Raw genomic sequence first — 18,368 nt, 5'->3', positions numbered from 1 at the left:
TTGACAATAAAAAGAGTCATAATGACTATTATGACCATTGTCTTTTTGACATCAATAGTTTTAATGAAAATATTAAAACATTAAAAATCAAATAATTAAAAATTGGCACGCACCTTGATATAAGCAACATATCTGTTTTTAAACCATGCTGAATTTATTGAGGTTGCTATGTCAATTCTGGTTAAGAATAACATTCATTGGGTGGGCCAACGTGACTGGGAAGTCCGTGATTTTCACGGAACCGAATACAAAACGCTGCGTGGCAGCAGCTATAACAGCTATCTCATCCGGGAAGAACAAAATGTGCTGATCGATACCGTCGACCATAGATTCAGTCGCGAGTTCGTGCAGAATCTGCGCGGCGAAATTGACCTCGCCGATATCGATTACATCATTATTAACCATGCCGAAGAAGACCATGCCGGCGCGCTGACCGAACTGATGGCGCAGATCCCGGACACCCCGATTTACTGTACCGCCAATGCCATCGACTCCATCAACGGCCATCACCATCATCCGGAGTGGAACTTTAATGTGGTGAAAACCGGCGACAGCCTGGATATCGGCAACGGCAAGCAATTGATCTTCGTGGAAACACCGATGCTGCACTGGCCGGACAGCATGATGACCTACATGACTGGCGATGCCGTGCTGTTCAGCAACGACGCCTTTGGCCAGCACTACTGCGATGAACGTCTGTTCAACGACGAAGTGGACCAGAACGAACTGTTCGAACAGTGCCAGCGCTACTACGCCAACATCCTGACCCCGTTCAGCCGTCTGGTCACGCCTAAAATCACCGAGATCCTCAGCTTCAACCTGCCGGTAGAGATGATAGCCACCTCCCACGGCGTGGTATGGCGCGATAACCCAACGCAGATCGTTGAGCTGTACCTGAAATGGGCGGCGGACTATCAGGAAGACCGGATCACCCTTTTCTATGACACCATGTCCAACAACACCCGCATGATGGCCGACGCGATTGCCCAGGGCATCAATGAAGTTGACCCGAACGTGGCGGTGAAAATCTTTAACGTCGCCCGCAGCGATAAAAACGACATTTTGACCAACGTGTTCCGCTCAAAAGGCGTGCTGGTCGGTACCTCAACCATGAACAACGTAATGATGCCGAAAATTGCCGGTCTGGTGGAAGAGATGACCGGCCTGCGTTTTCGTAACAAACACGCCAGCGCCTTTGGTTCCCACGGCTGGAGCGGCGGCGCGGTTGACCGTCTGTCCACGCGTTTGCAGGACGCGGGATTTGAAATGTCCCTGAGCCTGAAGGCCAAATGGCGTCCGGATCGCGACGCCCTGGCGCTGTGCCGCGAACACGGTCGCGAAATCGCCCGTCAGTGGGCCCTCTCCCCGCTGCCGCATAACCAGGAGAACGCCACGGCTTGCGCAGCGGCAGCCACCGTTGATTGCGGTCCGAAAATGCAGTGCGGCGTTTGCCAGTGGATTTACGATCCAGCGAAAGGTGAACCGAACCAGGATGTCCAGCCCGGCACGCCGTGGAGCGAAGTCCCGGATAACTTCCTGTGCCCTGAGTGTTCTCTGGGTAAAGATGTGTTTGATGTTCTGGCATCGGAGGCAAAATGAGTGCTGGCATCGTTATCATCGGTTCGGGCTTCGCGGCCCGTCAGCTGGTGAAAAATATCCGCAAACAGGACCTGCAAATCCCGCTGACGTTAATAGCCGCCGACAGTATGGATGAGTACAACAAACCGGATCTCAGCCATGTGGTCAGTCGCAAACAGAACGCCGACGATCTGACCCTGCAAACGGCGGGAGAGTTCGCTGAGCAATATTGTTTGCGCCTGTTTCCGCACACCCGGATAAGCGAGATCGACGCCGATAATCAGGTGGTGAAGAGCCGGGCGCGCGAGTGGCCCTATGACAAGCTGGTGCTGGCCACCGGCGCGATGCCGTTTATTCCGCCGGTGCCAGGACGCGAGCTGATGCTGACCCTGAACAGCCAGCAGGAATACGGCGCGGCGCAGAGCCAGCTACGCGACGCCAGGCGGGTGCTGATTGTCGGCGGCGGCCTGATTGGCTGCGAGCTGGCGATGGATTTCTGCCGCGCCGGGAAAGCGGTGACAGTAGTGGATAACGCCGCCAGCGTGCTGTCGGCGCTGACGCCGCCGGAGGTGAGTAGTCGTTTACAGCATCATCTGACCGATAGGGGCGTACATCTGATGCTGAAATCGCAACTTAAAAGCCTGGAGCAGCGCACTGATGGTATTCGCGTCACTGTGGACCGTGAACGCACGGTGGTCGTTGATGCGGTGGTCGCTGCTGCCGGTTTGCGCCCGGAAACAGCGCTGGCGCGGCATGCGGGCCTGAAGATTAATCGCGGCGTAGTGGTAAACAGCCAGTTGCAAACCAGCCATCCGGCGATATACGCCCTCGGCGACTGCGCGGAAATCAACGGGATGATCCTGCCGTTCCTGCAGCCGACTCTGCTGAGCGCCATCTGCCTGAGCAAAAATCTGCTGTCCTGGCAGAGCGAACTAAAACTGCCGCCGATGCTGGTGAAAGTCAAAACGCCGGATTTACCGCTGCACCTGGCGGGCGATACGCTGCGCGAGGATCTGACGTGGAATATCGTTGCCGATAAAAACAGTATGGTGGCGAAAGGCGTGGATGCCGAAAACCAGTTGCGTGCTTTTGTGGTCAGCGAGGACCGCATGAAAGACGCCTTTAGCCTGCTCAAACAGCTGGCCAGCTAAACGGCCCGAACGGACGTTATTCCCGGAGGCGGCCAATTTCCCTTACCGCTTCCGGGAGACTATCCCCAATCTACCTGGCCAGCTTGTCGTAACCGCGCCAGCGATAGTTAAGCACCGACAGCACCCAGCAGACCACAAATAGCCCCACCACGGCAAACCCCGCATCGCCAAGATGATCATTTAATGCGCCAATCCAGCGCCATACTCCGCCGCTCAGGGAAAACTTATCCATCAACAGCCCCAGCGCCTCCAGGCCGCCGATAAACAGCGCCACCACCACTGAAGTACCGGTAATGGTCATATTGTAATAGAGCTTGCGCTGGGGTTTGCTGAACGCCCAGCCGTAGGCGCCGACCATCAGCACGTTATCGAGCGTATCCACCAGCGCCATCCCGCTGGCGAACAGCGCCGGAAAAACCATAATCGACCAGATCGACATCCCGCTCGACGCGCTGGCGGCGGAAATCCCCAGCACGCCGATCTCCGTCGCCGTATCAAAGCCGAGACCAAACAGAAATCCCACCAGATACATCTGCCAGCTGCGGCTGATCAGGCGAAAGGTTTTGGCAAACAGCCAGCTCATCATGCCGCCGCTGGCCGCCACCTCATCGCTGACCTTTTCGCCCTGCTTCCACGCCTGAAAGCTGCGCCAGACGCTGCGCAGAATAACCAGGTTGATAAACGCCATCACCAACAAAAACAGCGCCGACACGGCGGTACCGATCACGCTGCCGGTATCGTGAAACCAGCTCATCTGCTGGCCGAATGCGGTAGCCGTAGCGGCAATCGCCGCCGAAGCCAGCACCACAATCGACGAGTGCCCCAGCGAAAACCATGCGCCAACGGCGAAAGGCCGTCGCCCCTGCTGCATCATTTTGCGCGTAACATTATCGATCGCCGCGATATGATCGGCATCCACCGCATGACGCAGACCGTATCCCCAGGCCAGCAGGCTGGCGGCCATCAGCGCGCCGCTATCGCCAAATGCCGCAAACGCCCAGATCCAGGCCAGCAAATTGGCCACAATTAACACCATCACCAGCGCCGTCGCGCGCGGCTGCTGACGCAAAATCGTCACTATCATGTTGCTATCCTTTAAGACTGCAGGCGGGCTGCGGCGATAACCGCCTGGCCGAGAGCAATCGCGCCATCGCCAGCAGGAAACTGCTGCGGAAAGAGCAGAGTAAAATCGGCCAGATAAAAGGTCAATCGCGCCACCAACAATCGGTTATGCAGCACGCCGCCGCCAAAGGCCAGGGTGGAGATCTTCTGCGCGCGCGCGCAATCACGGGCCATTGCCGCCAGCCCGCGGGCCAGGGCGTCATGAAATGCCCACGCCTTCTGCGCCGGAGTGGCCTGCCAGGCCAGCCACTGTCGCCAGAAAGTGGATAAATCCAGCGCGCCGTCGCGCCACGGCAATGTCACCGGGTGGTCAATACCTTTGCAGGTCGCCGCCAGCGCTTCCAGCCGACAGGCCGCCTCGCCCTCATAACTCAGGCCTGGCGGCGCGCAGCCCAGGGCACAAGCGACGGCATCAAACAGACGCCCGCACGACGACGCTTTCGGCGCATTAATGCCGCGCTCGATAGCCCGCGCCAGCAGCGGCCAGTTTTGCTGGCGCAGCGCCGCGGTTTCGGCATAGTTCTGCCACTCAGGCACAAACGCCAGACAGTGGGCGAGCAGATTGCGCCACGGCTGACGGGCGGCAAGATCGCCGCCGGGCAACGCCACCGCGGGCAATCCGCCGAGACGCTGGCACTCCCGGTAGTTGACCCGCAGGCACTCGCCGCCCCATAGCTCCCCGTTTTCCCCCATGCCGATGCCATCCAGCGTCAGGGCGATAACGTCGCCGCCATCCAGCGGCCAGCGATGCTCGGCGAGACACGCGGCCGCATGGGCATGATGATGTAAAACGTGCTCCACCGGCAGCGCCAGCGATGCCGCCCACTGCGAGACGCGATAGCCGGGATGGGTATCAGCCGCCACCTGCTGCGGCGTAAAAGCGTAAATCGCCTGCATCAGGTGCAACGCTCGCCGCCACTGCGCCTCCACGCCCTCATCGTCAAGATCGCCGAAGTGCTGACTGAGCACCGCTTCGTTTCCGCGCAGCAGGCAGAAAGTATTTTTCATATCCGCGCCGAGGGCCAACAGCGGCGGCGCATCGTGGAACCCCGGCGGCAGCGTCAGCGCGTCCGGCACGTAGCCGCGGGCGCGGCGCAGCATTTCGCCGCTTTGCCGCGCCACGGAATCATCCATCCGCTGCACAATCTCACGGTTATGCAGCAGAAACCCGTCGGCAATCCCGGCTAAATCCGCCAGCGCCTGGTCATTGCTTAGCGCTGGCGGGCGGCCGCTGAGGTTGCCGGAAGTCATCACCAGAGGGCGCGCCAGCGCCTGCGCAAGCAAATGCTGCAGCGGATTCGAGGGCAGCATTCCCCCGACGTCAATAAGCCCTGGCGCAATGAGATCGCACAGGCCATCAACCTGCGCTTTGTCCAGCAGCACAATCGGCGCGGCGGGAGAAGTCAACAGCTTCACCGCCTGGTCAGAGAGTCCCGCCGTCGTCGCCAGCATCACCGCCAGCGGTTTGGCCGGACGACGTTTACGTGCCCGCAGCGTCGCCACCGCATGGCGGTTTCCGGCATCGCACACCAGGTGGAAACCGCCCAGCCCCTTCACCGCCACAATCTCTCCCGCCATCAGGCGAGCAATCGCCGCGTCTAAAGCGCTCTCTCCGAACAGAGCGCCCTCCGCGCCGCGCCACTCCAGCCGCGGCCCGCATTCAGCGCAGGCCACAGGCTGAGCATGAAAGCGGCGATCGGCAGGATCGCCATATTCCGCCGCGCAGACGGGACAAAGAGGGAACGGCGACATCGAGGTTAACGGTCGGTCGTAGGGCATGGCGCGAATAATGGTAAAACGCGGCCCGCAGTGGGTGCAGTTAATAAACGGGTAGCGGTAGCGGCGATCCTGCGGATCGTTCATCTCCGCAAGACACGCCGGGCAGGTGGCGGCATCGGGCACGATCTGGGTGCGCATGCTCCCGGCTCCGCTTTGGCGGATGGAAAAGTCTGACGGTGCGGCAGCCCAGACAAACGGCCGGGTTTCGGTGCTGTCAATACGCGCCAGCGGCGGACAGCGTCGGGTTAACGCGGCGAGAAACAGCGCGTCATCACTGGCAAGGCGCACCAGCACGCCATCGCCGTCATTGCACACGTCGCCGCGCAGACCCAGTTGCTGCGCCAGTTGCCAGACAAAGGGGCGAAATCCCACCCCCTGCACTTTGCCGCGAATGCGGATTTGCACCCCGTTCAGCATGCGGTCGGGTTACCAGCTCAGCGCCGTACGATGGCGCTTTTCGTTATTCATCTGTTCGAGTTTGCCGCGATCGACGCACATCAGCGCGTGAGTCGGGCAGGCATCCATACAGGCCGGTCCCGCCTCGCGATGGTAGCAGAGGTCGCACTTGTTGGCTTCGGCTTTATCCGCCACTATGTTCAACCCTGCTCCGCTGTGGCGGATAACCGGACGCACCACCACCTCCATCGCGCCATACGGGCAGGCCACCACGCAGGTCTTACAGCCGATACAGCGCTCCTGCATGACGTGGACAAAATCTTTGTCGCGGCCAATCGCCCCGTTCGGACAGGCGTTGGCGCACGGGGCGTCTTCGCACTGACGACAGGCGGTAGCCGTCGAGACATTGACGCCTTTAATCACATGAATACGCGGTAAAAAGTTTTTTGGCGTCAGCGCGGCGCAATCCTGATTTTCCTGATGAGAAACCACGCAGGCCACTTCACAGGTGCGGCAGCCGATGCACTTGCTCGCGTCGGCGATAATGAAACGGTTCATCCATTTCTCCAGCGGTAAGAAGGTTACCCGCCAAAGTATGCATAATATATTCCAGTTTTTACCTTATTGATAATAAAGGAAATAAACCGATAAAAGACTGTCATCGTCAGTTGTGACGATGACAGATGACGACGTCAGGCAAACGGTCCGGGAATAATGGAGCCGCGTTCCATTAGCGCCCCGGGGAAGGTTTGCTGATATTTCAGATCCCCGCCATCGAGCATAAATATCAGGCGGTTAATACTCTCTTTAATCATCTCCGTTACCGGCACTTTAACGCTGGAGAGCGCGGGCACCATAAACGGGGCCAGCACAATATCGTCAAACCCCACCACCGACACCTGCTCCGGCACCTTAACGCCAAGCTGATGCAGCTGCTTCATCGCGCCAATCGCCATATCGTCATTACTCGCCACCAGCGCGCTGTAGCTGGCATTGCGCTGGCGCAGCGTCTCCACCCCTGCCGCGCCGGTTTCCGGCGTCCAGCGCCCTTCGACGATCAAATCACTATTCAGGGCAATACCGTGACGGGCCAGCGCGTCCTTATAGCCGGAGAGGCGCTCGACCCCGGTCGGTGAATCCAGCGAACCGGTAATAAAAGCGATATCGCGATGCCCAAGCGCAATCAGCTTTTCTACCGCCATCTGCGCCGAGGCTTTTTGATCGGACCAGACGCAGTGGCTGGCGTTACGGCGCAGACGGCGGTTCAATACCATAATAGGCTGATTATGATCCTCAATGATCTCATCCATCTCATCAACGCTGAGAAAGCGCGGATAGATAATAATCGCGTCACAGCGCAGATCGAGCAGATACTGGATCGCTTCCCGCTCCTCCTCCGCGCTGTGCTTGCCGTCGGCGAGGATTAACTGCCGCCCTTTATCTTCGGTCATCCGCGCCACATGATAGAGCAGCTCGCTAAAATAGACGCCGTGATAGAGGGTGTTGGTCACCACCAGCCCGAGGGTCTGGGTCTTTTTGGTCGCCAGATTGCGCGCCAGCAGATTAGGCCGATAGCCGCTTTCAGCCACCGCCTGGAATACGCGATCTTTGGTCTCCTGGCTGACATAGCCATTCCCTGAGAGAACCCGCGAAACGGTGGCCTTCGATACCCCCGCGCGCTTCGCTACCTCCAGCATCGTTGCCATGTGGTTATTCCTGTTGCCAATGTTGCCCGCAGTGTACTGCACCTGCGGTGTTTTTTCAGCATTTGCCCCCATCCCGCCTGCGCTTACAAAGCGATCAAAATCACAAAATTAATATTTTCTTTTTTTAACTCTTGCTGATGAAAATGAAACTAATCATGATTTTGTGGAACCGGTTTCCTATATATGCATGGTGCCGCGCTGTTCTACCGCGCGGCGACAGGCCAGTACCCCATTGATAAACAGGATAAAATCCGATGTCTAAAAATTATGCCGCCCTGGCGCAGCAAATTATCGTGGCGATTGGCGGCGTGGATAACGTCACCGCCGTCACTCACTGTATGACGCGCCTGCGCTTCGTGGTCAAAGACAACCAACAGGTCGATAGCGCCACCCTGAAGGGACTGAAAGGCGTACTCGGCGTGGTGCGCAGCGATAACCAGTGCCAGGTGATCATCGGCAATACCGTCTCCCAGGCGTACCGTGAAGTGGTGGCCTTGCTGCCGGGGGATCTGCGCCCTGCTGAACCACAGGGTAAACCGCCCGTCACGTTAAAACGCATCGGCGCCGGGATCCTCGACGCGCTGATCGGTACCATGTCACCGCTGATCCCGGCCATTATCGGCGGATCGATGGTCAAACTGCTGGCAATGATCCTCGAAATGACCGGCGTGTTGCCAAAAGGCGCGCCAACCCTGACCATTCTGACGGTGATTGGCGACGGCGCATTCTTCTTCCTGCCGCTGATGGTGGCGGCTTCCGCGGCGGTAAAATTCAAAACCAATATGTCGCTGGCGATTGCCATCGCCGGGGTACTGGTGCACCCGAGCTTTATCGATCTGATGGCGAAAGCCGCCCAGGGCGAGCACGTTGAGTTTGCCTTTATTCCGGTGACGGCGGTGAAATATACCTACACCGTGATCCCGGCACTGGTAATGACCTGGTGTCTCTCTTACATCGAACGCTGGGTCGACCGTATTACCCCGGCAGTAACCAAAAACTTCCTTAAACCGATGCTCATCGTGCTGATTGCCGCCCCGTTGGCGATTCTGCTGATTGGCCCGCTTGGGATCTGGATCGGTAGCGCCATCTCCGCGCTGGTTTATACAATTCATAGTTATCTGGGCTGGCTGTCGGTAGCCATTATGGGCGCGTTGTGGCCGCTGCTGGTGATGACCGGGATGCACCGCGTCTTTACGCCGACGATCATTCAAACCATTGCCGAAACCGGTAAAGAAGGTATGGTGATGCCGTCGGAAATCGGCGCAAACCTGTCGCTGGGCGGCTCATCGCTGGCGGTGGCGTGGAAAACCAAAAACCCGGAACTACGGCAGACGGCGCTGGCGGCGGCGGCCTCCGCGATTCTGGCAGGGATTTCCGAACCGGCGCTGTACGGTGTGGCGGTGCGTCTCAAGCGCCCGCTGATCGCCAGCCTGATCAGCGGCTTTGTCTGCGGCGCAGTAGCCGGAATTGCCGGGCTCGCCAGCCACTCAATGGCGGCGCCGGGCCTGTTTACCAGCGTTCAGTTCTTCGATCCGGCCAATCCGATGACCATCGTCTGGGTCTTTGGCGTTATGGCGCTGGCTATCGTACTGTCTTTCATTCTGACGCTGATACTCGGTTTCGAAGATATTCCGCCTGAAGAGGCCGCTGCCGATGCCAGACAGCGCCAGGCCAGCCCCCTGGCATCACACGCCTGAACACAATTTTATTAACGAGGTAACGCATGGCGACTTTTCCACAGGGATTTTTATGGGGCGGCGCACTGGCCGCCAACCAGTCTGAAGGAGCATATCTGGAGGGCGGTAAGGGACTGACCACCGTCGATACCATTCCCCACGGCGCTCACCGCCTGCCGATTAAGCTGGGGCTGGAGAAGCGATTCGAACTGCGCGACGATGAGTTCTACCCGAGCCACGAGGCCATCGATTTTTATCATCGTTATAAAGAGGATATCGCCCTGCTGGCGGAGATGGGTTTCAGCGTCTTCCGCACCTCCATCGCCTGGAGCCGTCTGTTTCCGCAGGGCGATGAGCTGGAGCCAAATCAGGAAGGGATCGCCTTTTATCGCTCGCTGTTCGAAGAGTGCAAAAAGTACAATATTGAGCCGCTGGTGACGCTGTGCCACTTCGACGTGCCGATGCATCTGGTGACTGAATACGGTTCCTGGCGCGATCGTAAAATGGTGGCGTTTTTCACCCGCTACGCCCGCACCTGTTTTGAAGCCTTTGACGGTTTAGTCAAATACTGGCTTACCTTCAATGAAATCAACATCATGCTGCATAGTCCGTTCTCCGGGGCCGGTCTGGTGTTTGCAGAGGGTGAGAATCAGGATCAGGTGAAATATCAGGCCGCACACCATGAACTGGTGGCCAGCGCCTTAGCCACCAAAATCGCCCACGAGGTGAACCCGCAAAATCAGGTCGGCTGTATGCTGGCGGGCGGCAATTTCTATCCATACTCCTGTAAGCCGGAAGACGTATGGATGGCGCTGGAGAAAGATCGCGAGAATTTGCTCTTTATCGATGTCCAGGCGCGCGGCGCGTACCCGGTGTGGGCGGCGCGGGTATTCCGCGAGAAAGGGGTAACCCTCGTCAAAGAAGCGGGCGATGATGAGATTCTGCACAATACCGTCGATTTCGTCTCCTTCAGCTATTACGCTTCCCGCTGCGCTTCGGCGGAGATGAACGCCAGTAACACCAACGCCGCCAATATCGTCAAGTCGCTGAAGAACCCGTATATTCAGGCCAGCGAATGGGGCTGGGGTATCGACCCGCTCGGTCTGCGCATTACCATGAATATGATGTATGACCGCTATCAGAAGCCACTGTTTCTTGTGGAGAACGGTCTCGGCGCGCGCGATGAGATTGACGCCAACGGTGAGATTAACGATGACTATCGCATTAGTTATTTGCGCGAGCATATTAAAGCGATGGGCGATGCTATTGAAGACGGCATTCCGGTGATAGGCTACACCAGTTGGGGCTGTATCGACCTGGTTTCCGCCTCTACCGGCGAGATGAGCAAGCGTTACGGCTTCGTGTACGTTGACCGCGACGATGCGGGTCAGGGTACTCTGGCGCGTACGCGCAAGAAGTCATTCTGGTGGTACAAGAAAGTGATTGCGAGTAACGGGGAAGATCTGGCGTAAACATAGTGTGCCGGATGGCGGCGTTGCTTTATCCGGCCTACAAGAAACGCGCCGTATGCAGGCCGGATAAGCGTTAGCGCCATCCGGCATCACAAACGACGCCTACTCCTCGTCCTCAGCAACCAACTGCGCAAATCCACCATTCCCCTGCCACCCGTCAAGACGCTGATAAACCATCTCAACCGCGTCTTTAATCGCTTGCGTCATCGGATAATAAAAACCGACGATATCTGGCTGAATGCCTAAGAAAATCACCTCGCCGATATCCTCTTTCAACTGATCGATAAGGTAGTTCAGCGGCATATTGTGGGTGGTCATCAGAAACATCTCGGCGATATCGTCCGGGTCAACGATACGGATCTCGCCGGGATTCAGCCCCATATCGGTAGCATCGACGATCAACAGGCGATCCGGGCGCAATTCGCGAATGGCGACGATATCGTTTTCCGGGGCGCTACCGCCGTCAACAACAACCCAGTTGCCTTTAGGCTGCGCGGCGCACATTTCCGCCAGCAGCGGGCCCGCGCCGTCATCGCCCATCATGCTATTGCCGACACAGAGTAAAACATCAGTCATGGAGTCTCCTCACCATCAGGTAAATCGCGCTCTCCTCGTGAATATCATGCAGCATACTGAGCATCGTTTTGCTCCACGCCTGCTGCTCAGGGGTCTGCCTGACCAGCGCTTTATCGAAGGCATGGGCAAGCATCGACACATGATTACTGTCGATGACGATCTCGCCATACTTCGGCACACCGGCCATTTTACGATGCGCGACGCTGCCCTCTTCCAGAGTGGCAATCCACGCCAGATACGCCTCCCACGGACAGCTTAGCGCCGCCTCCAGACAGTCGATAACGCCGAGGTGGTGGCCAATCGCCAGGCTATAATAAACCACCTGCTGCGCCTGGTCAGGCGTGGCGTCGTTTTCATCAATAAATTTACGGCTCAACTGACTGAACACCACCGTCTCGCTCATCGGATACGCGCTCCCTCAACCACCTGATTAAGATGAGTGACGATTTCCGTCAGACGCGGATCGCTTTCCGCTTCCAGCCAGCGCGCCACCTGATGATCGCCCAGCCCCAGCAGGCGCATATAGTCATCGGCAATCTGCCGACCGTAGCGATACCCTGCCAGACGACGCGCTTCGCGGTCGACACGCACGCGCAGCGGCTGCACCATCCCCGGGTGGAGAAGCCCGGTTGGCTGTTCGTCCAGCTCGCCCGGCAGACGGGCGTGGATCTTCTGCTCCAGCAGACCCAGCGCCATCGCGAAGCCGTACAGCGTTGCGGCGGGCGTCGGCGGGCAGCCGGGAATATACACATCCACCGGCACAATTTTGTCGGTACCGCCCCAGACGCAATAAAGATCGTGGAAGATACCGCCGCTGTTACCGCAGGCACCGTACGAAATGCAGATTTTCGGGTCCGGCGCGGACTGCCAGGCGCGCAGCGCCGGCGAACGCATCGCGCGCGTCACCGCCCCGGTAAACAGCAAAATATCCGCATGTCGCGGCGACGGCACCACTTTGATGCCAAAACGTTCGGCATCAAACAGCGGCGACAGAGTAGCGAAAATTTCGATTTCACAACCGTTGCAGCCGCCGCAGTCCACGCGGTAGACGTAGGCGGAACGCTTAATTTTCTTCAGCAGCGATGCTTTCATGCTGGCGATGGACTCATCCACCGTCATCGGTAGCGGAATGCCATTTTCATCGCGCGGGCCTAATAAGTTGCTCATCAGCAGGCCTCTCTCATATGGCGGGTCAGTTCAATACGATCGGACGGCAGCAGGCATTTCTGGCGCTTACACTCCGGGCAGGTTTCAAAGCTTTCGCGATGGCGCTCAGCGCGGGTGTCCCCGTTGTGCTTCAGTAACGCGATGGTGTAGTCGATCTCTTTTTGCACGGCGAACGGCCGTTCGCATACCCGACAGCGGCAAATGTCGAAACGCGACTGCTGAAGGAAATCCTCTTTTTTCCACACCGCCAGCTCATACTCCTGCGAGAGCGTAATTGCCGCCGTCGGGCACACTTCCTCGCAGCGGGCGCAAAAGATGCAGCGCCCGAGGTTGAACTGCCATGCCAGTTCGCCGGTAGCGAGGTCGGTTTCAACCGTCAGCGCATTCGACGGACAGGCATTGACGCAGGCGGCGCAGCCAATGCACTGCTGCGGGTTATGATCTGGCTTGCCGCGGAAGTTTTTATCGACCGCAATCGGCTCCAGCGGATACGACGATGTCGGTGCCCCGGTTTTGATGACTTTTTTGATAAAGGTAAACATGGCGATTCCTTATTTCAGCGGCGAGTTTTTACGCTCAATGCTGTAGCGCTCAAGTTCTTTGTACGGCACCACTTTGCTCTTCTTCTTACGCACATCCACCACGGTCATACGGTCAGTACAGGAGTAGCAAGGGTCGAGGCTGCCGATGATCAACGGCGCGTCGGAGACCGTGTTACCGCGCAGCATATAGCGCAGAGTCGGCCAGTTGGCGTAGGTCGCCGCCCGGCAGCGCCAGCGGTACAGCTTCTGGTTGTCGCCGGTCATGCTCCAGTGGATATCATCCCCACGCGGTGCTTCGGCAAAGCCCAGCGCAAAGCGATGCGGAATATAGGTGAAGCCCTCAACTATCAGCGGGCCGCCCGGCAGGTTATCGAGACCGAAGTCGATCATATTCAGCGCGGTGTAGACTTCATTGATACGCACTTTCAGACGGGAGATGACGTCACAGCCCTGCTCGCTGTGCACTTCCATCGGCAGCAGGCCATAGCCGACAAACGGGTGATCGGCGCGGGTATCGCGGGCGTGGCCGCTGGCGCGCACCATCGGCCCGACGTTACTGAAGTCACGGGCGATTTCCGGATCGAGGCGACCAATACCGACGGTTCGCTGCGCCATGTTCGGCGTGCTGAGCAGCATATCCACCAGCTCCTGCACCTCCCGGCGCATCTGCTGCGCCAGTTGACGGGTCTGGATCATGTCCGCTTTCAGCAGATCGCGACGAATCCCGCCGATCAGGTTCATCCCGTAGGTTTTACGTGCCCCGGTCAGGATCTCCGCCATCTTCATCGACGTTTCACGCACGCGGAAGAACTGCATAAAGCCAGAATCAAAACCAGTGAAGTGACAGGCCAGGCCGAGATTCAGCAGGTGCGAATGCAGGCGCTCAACTTCCAGCAGGATGGCGCGGATCATCTGCGCGCGTTCCGGCACCACGATGCCCATCGCGTTTTCAACGGAGGTGGTATACGCGGTGCTGTGGGCAAAGCCGCAGATGCCGCACACGCGGTCCGACAGGAAGGTAACTTCGTTGTAGCCCATACGGGTTTCCGCCAGTTTCTCCATACCGCGATGGACATAGAACAGACGGTAGTCGGCGTCGATAATGTTTTCGCCGTCGACAAACAGACGAAAGTGGCCCGGTTCATCAGAAGTGACGTGCAGCGGGCCGATCGGCACCACCTTATTTTTCTTGTCACCCAGTTCGTTGATAAATTCGTAGGTTTCGTCATCGACGACTGGCGCCGGGCGCTGGCGGTAATCCATGCTGTCTTTACGCAGCGGGTAGAGTTCATCCGGCCAGTCGTCCGGCAGCACCAGGCGGCGTTCGTCAGGCAGGCCGACCGGTACCAGGCCATACATATCGCGAACTTCACGCTCGCCCCACACGGCTGCGGGCACCCGTGGCGTCACCGACGGATATTCCGCTTTACTGGCGTCCACCTCCACGCGCACGGTGATCCAGCATTTCGTCCCCTGTTCCATCGACAACACATAGTAAACGGCATAATGACCGTTGAGTTTACGTTCGTCATTGCCAAACAGCACCGACAGCCAGCCGCCCTGCTGATAGTAGAGATATTCCACCACTTCCGGCAGATAGTTCACCTTCACGGTGAGGGTCAGCTGATCTTTGGTCTGCCAGGCTTCATCCAGCACCACGCCGGGAAAGGCCTGATGCAGCGCGGCAAGATAGTGTTGACCGATTTTTTCTTCAGACATGCTCAAACTCTCTTAAATCACGCCACCAGCAAGGAGACGAAGGCTAAAAAGGCAAAACCAAACCCGGCCCAGGTGACGCGGGAAACGGCGCAAAAGCGCAGGCGCACCATGCTGTTTTCAAACAGGGCAATCACCAGCACGCCGACAATCGGCTTGACGACGGCAAGTACCAGCGCCAGCAGCAGTCCACTCGCGCTGAAGGTCTCCAACTGTCCCCACGGGATAAACACGCCGACGAACATCTGCAATACCACCAGTTGTTTGAGACCGATCCCCCACTTCAGCACCGCGAAGCCGCTGCCGCTGTATTCGGTCAGCGGGCCTTCCTGCAACTCCTGCTCCGCTTCCGCCAGATCAAACGGCAGTTTGCCCATCTCGATAAAGGTGGCGAACGCGCAGGCGCACAGCGCCAGCATCAGCGGAATGCTGCGCGCTACCGGCCAGTGGTAAATCGTGTCGGTGATATTGCTGATGTGCGTGGAACCGGCCACCTGCGCCGCCACCCACAGGCCGAGCAGCAGGATGGGCTCCACCAGTACGCCGAGCATCGCTTCCCGGCTTGCGCCGATCGCGGTAAACGGGCTACCGGTATCAAGGCCGGAAATAGCGAAGAAGAAGCGAGCGATAGCGAACAGATAGATCAGGGTGATCAGATCGCCCAGTTGCGGCAGCGGCGACCTCACTGTCACCACCGGCAGCGCGGTGGCGATAGTCAGCATCACGCCGACCATCACGTACGGCATCAGACGAAAGACCCAGCCGGAATCCGCGGGCGCCACGCTCTGCCGCCCGAGGAGTTTGATCAGGTCGCGATACTCCTGCAAAACGCCAGGACCGCGGCGGTTATGCAGACGCGCGCGGGCGACGCGGGTAATGCCAGACAGCAACGGCGCGGCGGCGAACAGCGCCAGAGCCTGCAAGAATGCAATCACCAGGTTCATTTTCAGGCTCCTCGGGAAATCATAATCACCACCAGCACCGCCAGTTCAACCAGCGCTACGCCGCGAAACAGCGCAGGCGCGGAATCGCTCTGCCAGCCGGAAATCCGTACGGGCGCGGCGGTACGTTGCCAGCGGGGGAGCAGACGCGCCGGATGCAACCAGTGACGCAGTTTAAAAACCGGCGCAAAAGCCTCTTTCACCGGCATGGCGAAACCGTGGGCGGTAACAACCATCGATTTCTCATGGTTGTAGCCGCAGACCCAGGCCGTGCCGCGCGTGCGGGCAGGCAGACGATCGCCTTTAAAGAAGAGCATCAACAGCAGCGGCAACAGCGGACAGGCAATGAGCAGGAGGGCTATCAGCGGCTGGGAAACCACGCTTGAAGCCTCAGCATGAGCCGGGAAAACGCGCCCGACAAGCGGTAACAGCAGCGGCGCGGCGACTCCGCCAATCACGCAGCAGATGGCGGCCAGCGCCACGCTAAAGGTCATCAGCCGCGGCGCGCAGGTCGCGTTCTCCGCCTCCGGGCTGCGCGGTGCGCCAAGGAAAGCGACGCCATAGACTTTCGCCATACACATCACCGCCAGCGCGCCGGTCACCGCCAGGCCTGTCGCCAGTAGCGGCCCAAGCAGACGACCAATAAACACCTCGCCCGTGCTCATCCGGAAGAAAGACTGATAGATAACCCACTCTCCGGCGAAACCATTCAGCGGCGGCAGCGCAGCCATCGCCATCAGGCCCACCAGCATGGAGAGCGAAATCAGCGGCATTTTCTTGCCTATCCCGCCGAGTTTTTCGATATCGCGATGGCCGGTGCGAAACCACACCGCCCCCGCGCCGAGAAACAACGTGGTTTTAAACAAACTATGGTTGATGAGGTGATACATACCGCCAATAAAGCCCAGCGCCATCAGCGCCGGGTTATGGCTGGCGATGCCGGTGACGAGGGCGCCGAAACCGAGCAGAATAATGCCGATGTTTTCCAGAGTGTGGTACGCCAGCAGCCGCTGAATATTGTGCTCCATCAGGGCGTACAATCCGCCGACGAATGCGGTGATCATTCCCAGCACCAGCAACATCACGCCCCACCACAGCGGCGGCACGCTCCCGGCCAGCGACACCGTCAGAATGCCGTACAGGCCAACCTTCATCACCACCGTGGAGAACAGCGCGGCGGCCGGGGCGCTGGCGCCCGCATGGGCCTGCGGCGCCCAGCCGTGGAGCGGGATAACACCGGCCAACAGCGCAAAACCGATCAGCCCAGGCAGCCACAGCAGCGCGTTTTGCGGAGCGTCCATCGCCAGTTGCGTAATCTGCGCCAGTTCAAGCGTGCCGTAGAACGACCAGACCAGCCAGCAGCTCCAGGCCAGCAGCAGAGTGCCAAACCGCCCCAACGCAAACCACAGTTTGCCGGACTGTGGGCAGCCGGTAAGGAAAGCGGCGCAGAGAGCCATAATCTCCGCCATCACCACCAGCGCGCCAAAGTTAGTGACAACCACCGCGCTGGCGGCGGCAGCCAGCAGCAGGTTCACCAGCAGGCCGTTAGCCTTCACCTGCGGGTGGCGATGCCAGGAAATATTAAACAGGGAAATCGGCAGCGCCGACAGGCCAATCGCCAGCAGCCACAGGGCGTTGACGCCGCCAATCCGAATGCTCAGATGCAGCATCTGCAACATGCCGTCGTCTCCGTGCTCCGGCATCAACAGCGCCGTTCCGCCCGCCAGCGCCAGCATGACGCTGGCGACCGCGCCGCCCACCCCGGCAATCGCGCCGCTCAGCGGTTTACGCAGCGTGAACAGAAACGCCAGCACCGCGCTGGCGGCGTACCAGACCACCGCCTGATTCACTAAGGCAATCACACTCATTTCACATCCCCTTGTTGCGCCTGAAACCGCGACAGATCGCCGAAGTCGGTATGAAAGGCCAGTTGCCGCTTACGCTTGTTGGCCTGGGCGATATCACGAATATCCACCAGCATCAACGCTTTGGTCGGGCAGGTCCGTACACACGCCGGGCCCTGTTCATCGAAATGGCACAGGTCGCATTTGACGGCGACGGCACGCACGCCCGGCACCCAATCGAGCAAAGCGCTGACGCGGGACTGGGCCGGTGGCGCGGCGGGGGCCATCGGCGTATTGGCATTAGCCGGAATATCCAGCGGACGGCTGCCGGAAAACGCAATAGCGCCGAACGGGCAGGCGATTGCGCATAACTTGCAGCTTACGCACAGGCTTTCATTGAGCTGTACCGCGCCATTGACGCGATTAATCGCGTTGACCGGGCATACGACAGCACAGGGCGCATCTTCGCAGTGGTGGCACATCTGCGGCGCGGATTCTTTTTCATTGCGCATCAACCGCAAGCGGGGCGCAGATTGCAGGCCCTGCTGGCGGTGAGTCTCAGCGCAGGCGGCTTCGCAGGTACGACAGCCGATACAAACGGTGGAGTCAGCAATTACAAAACGGTTCACCGGGTCATCCTCAGGTGAAAGTCATTTTTGACGAAAACAGGCTACGTAAGTGTCAATTTCGACACTTATCGAC

16 protein-coding genes are annotated in these 18,368 nt (G+C 58.7%); 4 read left to right on the top strand and 12 right to left on the bottom strand.

Features of this window, described 5'->3' with window-relative positions:
- Positions 1-168 precede the first annotated feature (168 nt).
- Positions 169-1,599 (top strand): anaerobic nitric oxide reductase flavorubredoxin, encoded by a 1,431-nt coding sequence (gene norV, locus ABK821_RS02130; protein WP_138359770.1) that lies wholly within the window; start codon positions 169-171, stop codon positions 1,597-1,599.
- The gene (norW, locus tag ABK821_RS02125) at positions 1,596-2,729 is read left to right on the top strand and encodes an NADH:flavorubredoxin reductase NorW (protein ID WP_343178954.1); all 1,134 of its coding nucleotides are present in this window, start codon (positions 1,596-1,598) and stop codon (positions 2,727-2,729) included. The genes norV and norW overlap by 4 nt, the downstream gene beginning before the upstream one ends.
- A 70-nt stretch (positions 2,730-2,799) precedes the next feature.
- Here norW and ABK821_RS02120 read toward each other — a convergent pair whose 3' ends face one another.
- The 4 genes from ABK821_RS02120 to ABK821_RS02105 all read right to left on the bottom strand — a co-directional run bounded on the left by ABK821_RS02120 (position 2,800) and on the right by ABK821_RS02105 (position 7,732).
- Entirely contained in the window at positions 2,800-3,813 is a 1,014-nt protein-coding gene (locus tag ABK821_RS02120; protein ID WP_343178955.1) for a HoxN/HupN/NixA family nickel/cobalt transporter, read from the bottom strand.
- An 11-nt stretch (positions 3,814-3,824) separates the two neighbouring features.
- The gene (gene hypF, locus ABK821_RS02115) at positions 3,825-6,044 is read right to left on the bottom strand and encodes a carbamoyltransferase HypF (RefSeq protein WP_343178966.1); all 2,220 of its coding nucleotides are present in this window, start codon (positions 6,042-6,044) and stop codon (positions 3,825-3,827) included.
- A 12-nt stretch (positions 6,045-6,056) separates the two neighbouring features.
- Positions 6,057-6,584: an electron transport protein HydN gene (gene hydN, locus ABK821_RS02110; protein WP_138359773.1), complete on the bottom strand. Its 528-nt coding sequence runs from the start codon at positions 6,582-6,584 to the stop codon at positions 6,057-6,059.
- Positions 6,585-6,718: 134 nt separating this feature from the next.
- Positions 6,719-7,732, bottom strand: a complete 1,014-nt coding sequence (locus ABK821_RS02105) for a LacI family DNA-binding transcriptional regulator (protein WP_138359774.1) — start codon at positions 7,730-7,732, stop codon at positions 6,719-6,721.
- 254 nt (positions 7,733-7,986) lie between these two features.
- Between ABK821_RS02105 and ascF the strand changes: the two genes are divergently transcribed.
- Positions 7,987-9,429, top strand: a complete 1,443-nt coding sequence (gene ascF, locus ABK821_RS02100; protein ID WP_138359775.1) for a PTS cellobiose/arbutin/salicin transporter subunit IIBC — start codon at positions 7,987-7,989, stop codon at positions 9,427-9,429.
- A 26-nt stretch (positions 9,430-9,455) separates the two neighbouring features.
- Complete coding sequence (locus ABK821_RS02095; RefSeq protein ID WP_343178956.1) at positions 9,456-10,880, top strand: 6-phospho-beta-glucosidase; 1,425 nt, start codon at positions 9,456-9,458, stop codon at positions 10,878-10,880.
- Positions 10,881-10,982: 102 nt separating this feature from the next.
- On the opposite strand, the gene hycI is transcribed toward ABK821_RS02095, so the two are convergent.
- The 8 genes from hycI to ABK821_RS02055 are packed head-to-tail and all read right to left on the bottom strand — an operon-like array spanning position 10,983 to position 18,295.
- Positions 10,983-11,456, bottom strand: a complete 474-nt coding sequence (gene hycI / locus ABK821_RS02090; protein ID WP_343178957.1) for a hydrogenase maturation peptidase HycI — start codon at positions 11,454-11,456, stop codon at positions 10,983-10,985.
- A complete protein-coding gene (locus ABK821_RS02085; RefSeq protein WP_138359778.1) occupies positions 11,449-11,859 on the bottom strand; it encodes a formate hydrogenlyase maturation HycH family protein in 411 nt (136 codons plus the stop codon). The genes hycI and ABK821_RS02085 overlap by 8 nt, the downstream gene beginning before the upstream one ends.
- On the bottom strand, positions 11,856-12,623 hold the full coding sequence (locus ABK821_RS02080; protein ID WP_343178959.1) for an NADH-quinone oxidoreductase subunit B family protein: 768 nt from the start codon (positions 12,621-12,623) through the stop codon (positions 11,856-11,858). Before ABK821_RS02080 ends, ABK821_RS02085 begins: the two co-directional genes overlap by 4 nt.
- Positions 12,623-13,165, bottom strand: coding sequence for a formate hydrogenlyase complex iron-sulfur subunit (locus tag ABK821_RS02075; protein ID WP_308564403.1), 543 nt, complete (start codon positions 13,163-13,165; stop codon positions 12,623-12,625). The genes ABK821_RS02080 and ABK821_RS02075 overlap by 1 nt, the downstream gene beginning before the upstream one ends.
- 9 nt (positions 13,166-13,174) lie before the next feature.
- Positions 13,175-14,884, bottom strand: coding sequence for a formate hydrogenlyase subunit HycE (gene hycE / locus ABK821_RS02070; RefSeq protein ID WP_138359781.1), 1,710 nt, complete (start codon positions 14,882-14,884; stop codon positions 13,175-13,177).
- A gap of 17 nt (positions 14,885-14,901) precedes the next feature.
- On the bottom strand, positions 14,902-15,825 hold the full coding sequence (locus ABK821_RS02065) for a respiratory chain complex I subunit 1 family protein (RefSeq protein WP_343178961.1): 924 nt from the start codon (positions 15,823-15,825) through the stop codon (positions 14,902-14,904).
- Between the two features lie 2 nt (positions 15,826-15,827).
- Entirely contained in the window at positions 15,828-17,690 is a 1,863-nt protein-coding gene (gene hycC / locus ABK821_RS02060; protein WP_343178962.1) for a formate hydrogenlyase subunit 3, read from the bottom strand.
- A complete protein-coding gene (locus ABK821_RS02055; RefSeq protein WP_308564410.1) occupies positions 17,687-18,295 on the bottom strand; it encodes a 4Fe-4S dicluster domain-containing protein in 609 nt (202 codons plus the stop codon). The genes hycC and ABK821_RS02055 overlap by 4 nt, the downstream gene beginning before the upstream one ends.
- Between the last annotated feature and the right edge of the window lie 73 nt (positions 18,296-18,368).

The organism is Klebsiella sp. KE9456 (assembly GCF_043832615.1).
In the GTDB taxonomy this organism is placed as follows: Bacteria; Pseudomonadota; Gammaproteobacteria; order Enterobacterales; family Enterobacteriaceae; genus Klebsiella; species Klebsiella indica.
Note: the sequence above shows the minus strand (reverse complement) of the source record. Positions and strands in the feature narration are given on the sequence as shown.

Bases quoted from the DNA above. Each gene is read 5' to 3' on its own strand.
- norV (WP_138359770.1), top strand. From the start codon at position 169: ATGTCAATTCTGGTTAAGAATAACATTCATTGGGTGGGCCAACGTGAC.
- norW (WP_343178954.1), top strand. From the start codon at position 1,596: ATGAGTGCTGGCATCGTTATCATCGGTTCGGGCTTCGCGGCCCGTCAG.
- ABK821_RS02120 (WP_343178955.1), bottom strand. From the start codon at position 3,813: ATGATAGTGACGATTTTGCGTCAGCAGCCGCGCGCGACGGCGCTGGTG.
- hydN (WP_138359773.1), bottom strand. From the start codon at position 6,584: ATGAACCGTTTCATTATCGCCGACGCGAGCAAGTGCATCGGCTGCCGC.
- ABK821_RS02105 (WP_138359774.1), bottom strand. From the start codon at position 7,732: ATGGCAACGATGCTGGAGGTAGCGAAGCGCGCGGGGGTATCGAAGGCC.
- ascF (WP_138359775.1), top strand. From the start codon at position 7,987: ATGTCTAAAAATTATGCCGCCCTGGCGCAGCAAATTATCGTGGCGATT.
- ABK821_RS02095 (WP_343178956.1), top strand. From the start codon at position 9,456: ATGGCGACTTTTCCACAGGGATTTTTATGGGGCGGCGCACTGGCCGCC.
- hycI (WP_343178957.1), bottom strand. From the start codon at position 11,456: ATGACTGATGTTTTACTCTGTGTCGGCAATAGCATGATGGGCGATGAC.
- ABK821_RS02085 (WP_138359778.1), bottom strand. From the start codon at position 11,859: ATGAGCGAGACGGTGGTGTTCAGTCAGTTGAGCCGTAAATTTATTGAT.
- ABK821_RS02080 (WP_343178959.1), bottom strand. From the start codon at position 12,623: ATGAGCAACTTATTAGGCCCGCGCGATGAAAATGGCATTCCGCTACCG.
- ABK821_RS02075 (WP_308564403.1), bottom strand. From the start codon at position 13,165: ATGTTTACCTTTATCAAAAAAGTCATCAAAACCGGGGCACCGACATCG.
- hycE (WP_138359781.1), bottom strand. From the start codon at position 14,884: ATGTCTGAAGAAAAAATCGGTCAACACTATCTTGCCGCGCTGCATCAG.
- ABK821_RS02065 (WP_343178961.1), bottom strand. From the start codon at position 15,825: ATGAACCTGGTGATTGCATTCTTGCAGGCTCTGGCGCTGTTCGCCGCC.
- hycC (WP_343178962.1), bottom strand. From the start codon at position 17,690: ATGAGTGTGATTGCCTTAGTGAATCAGGCGGTGGTCTGGTACGCCGCC.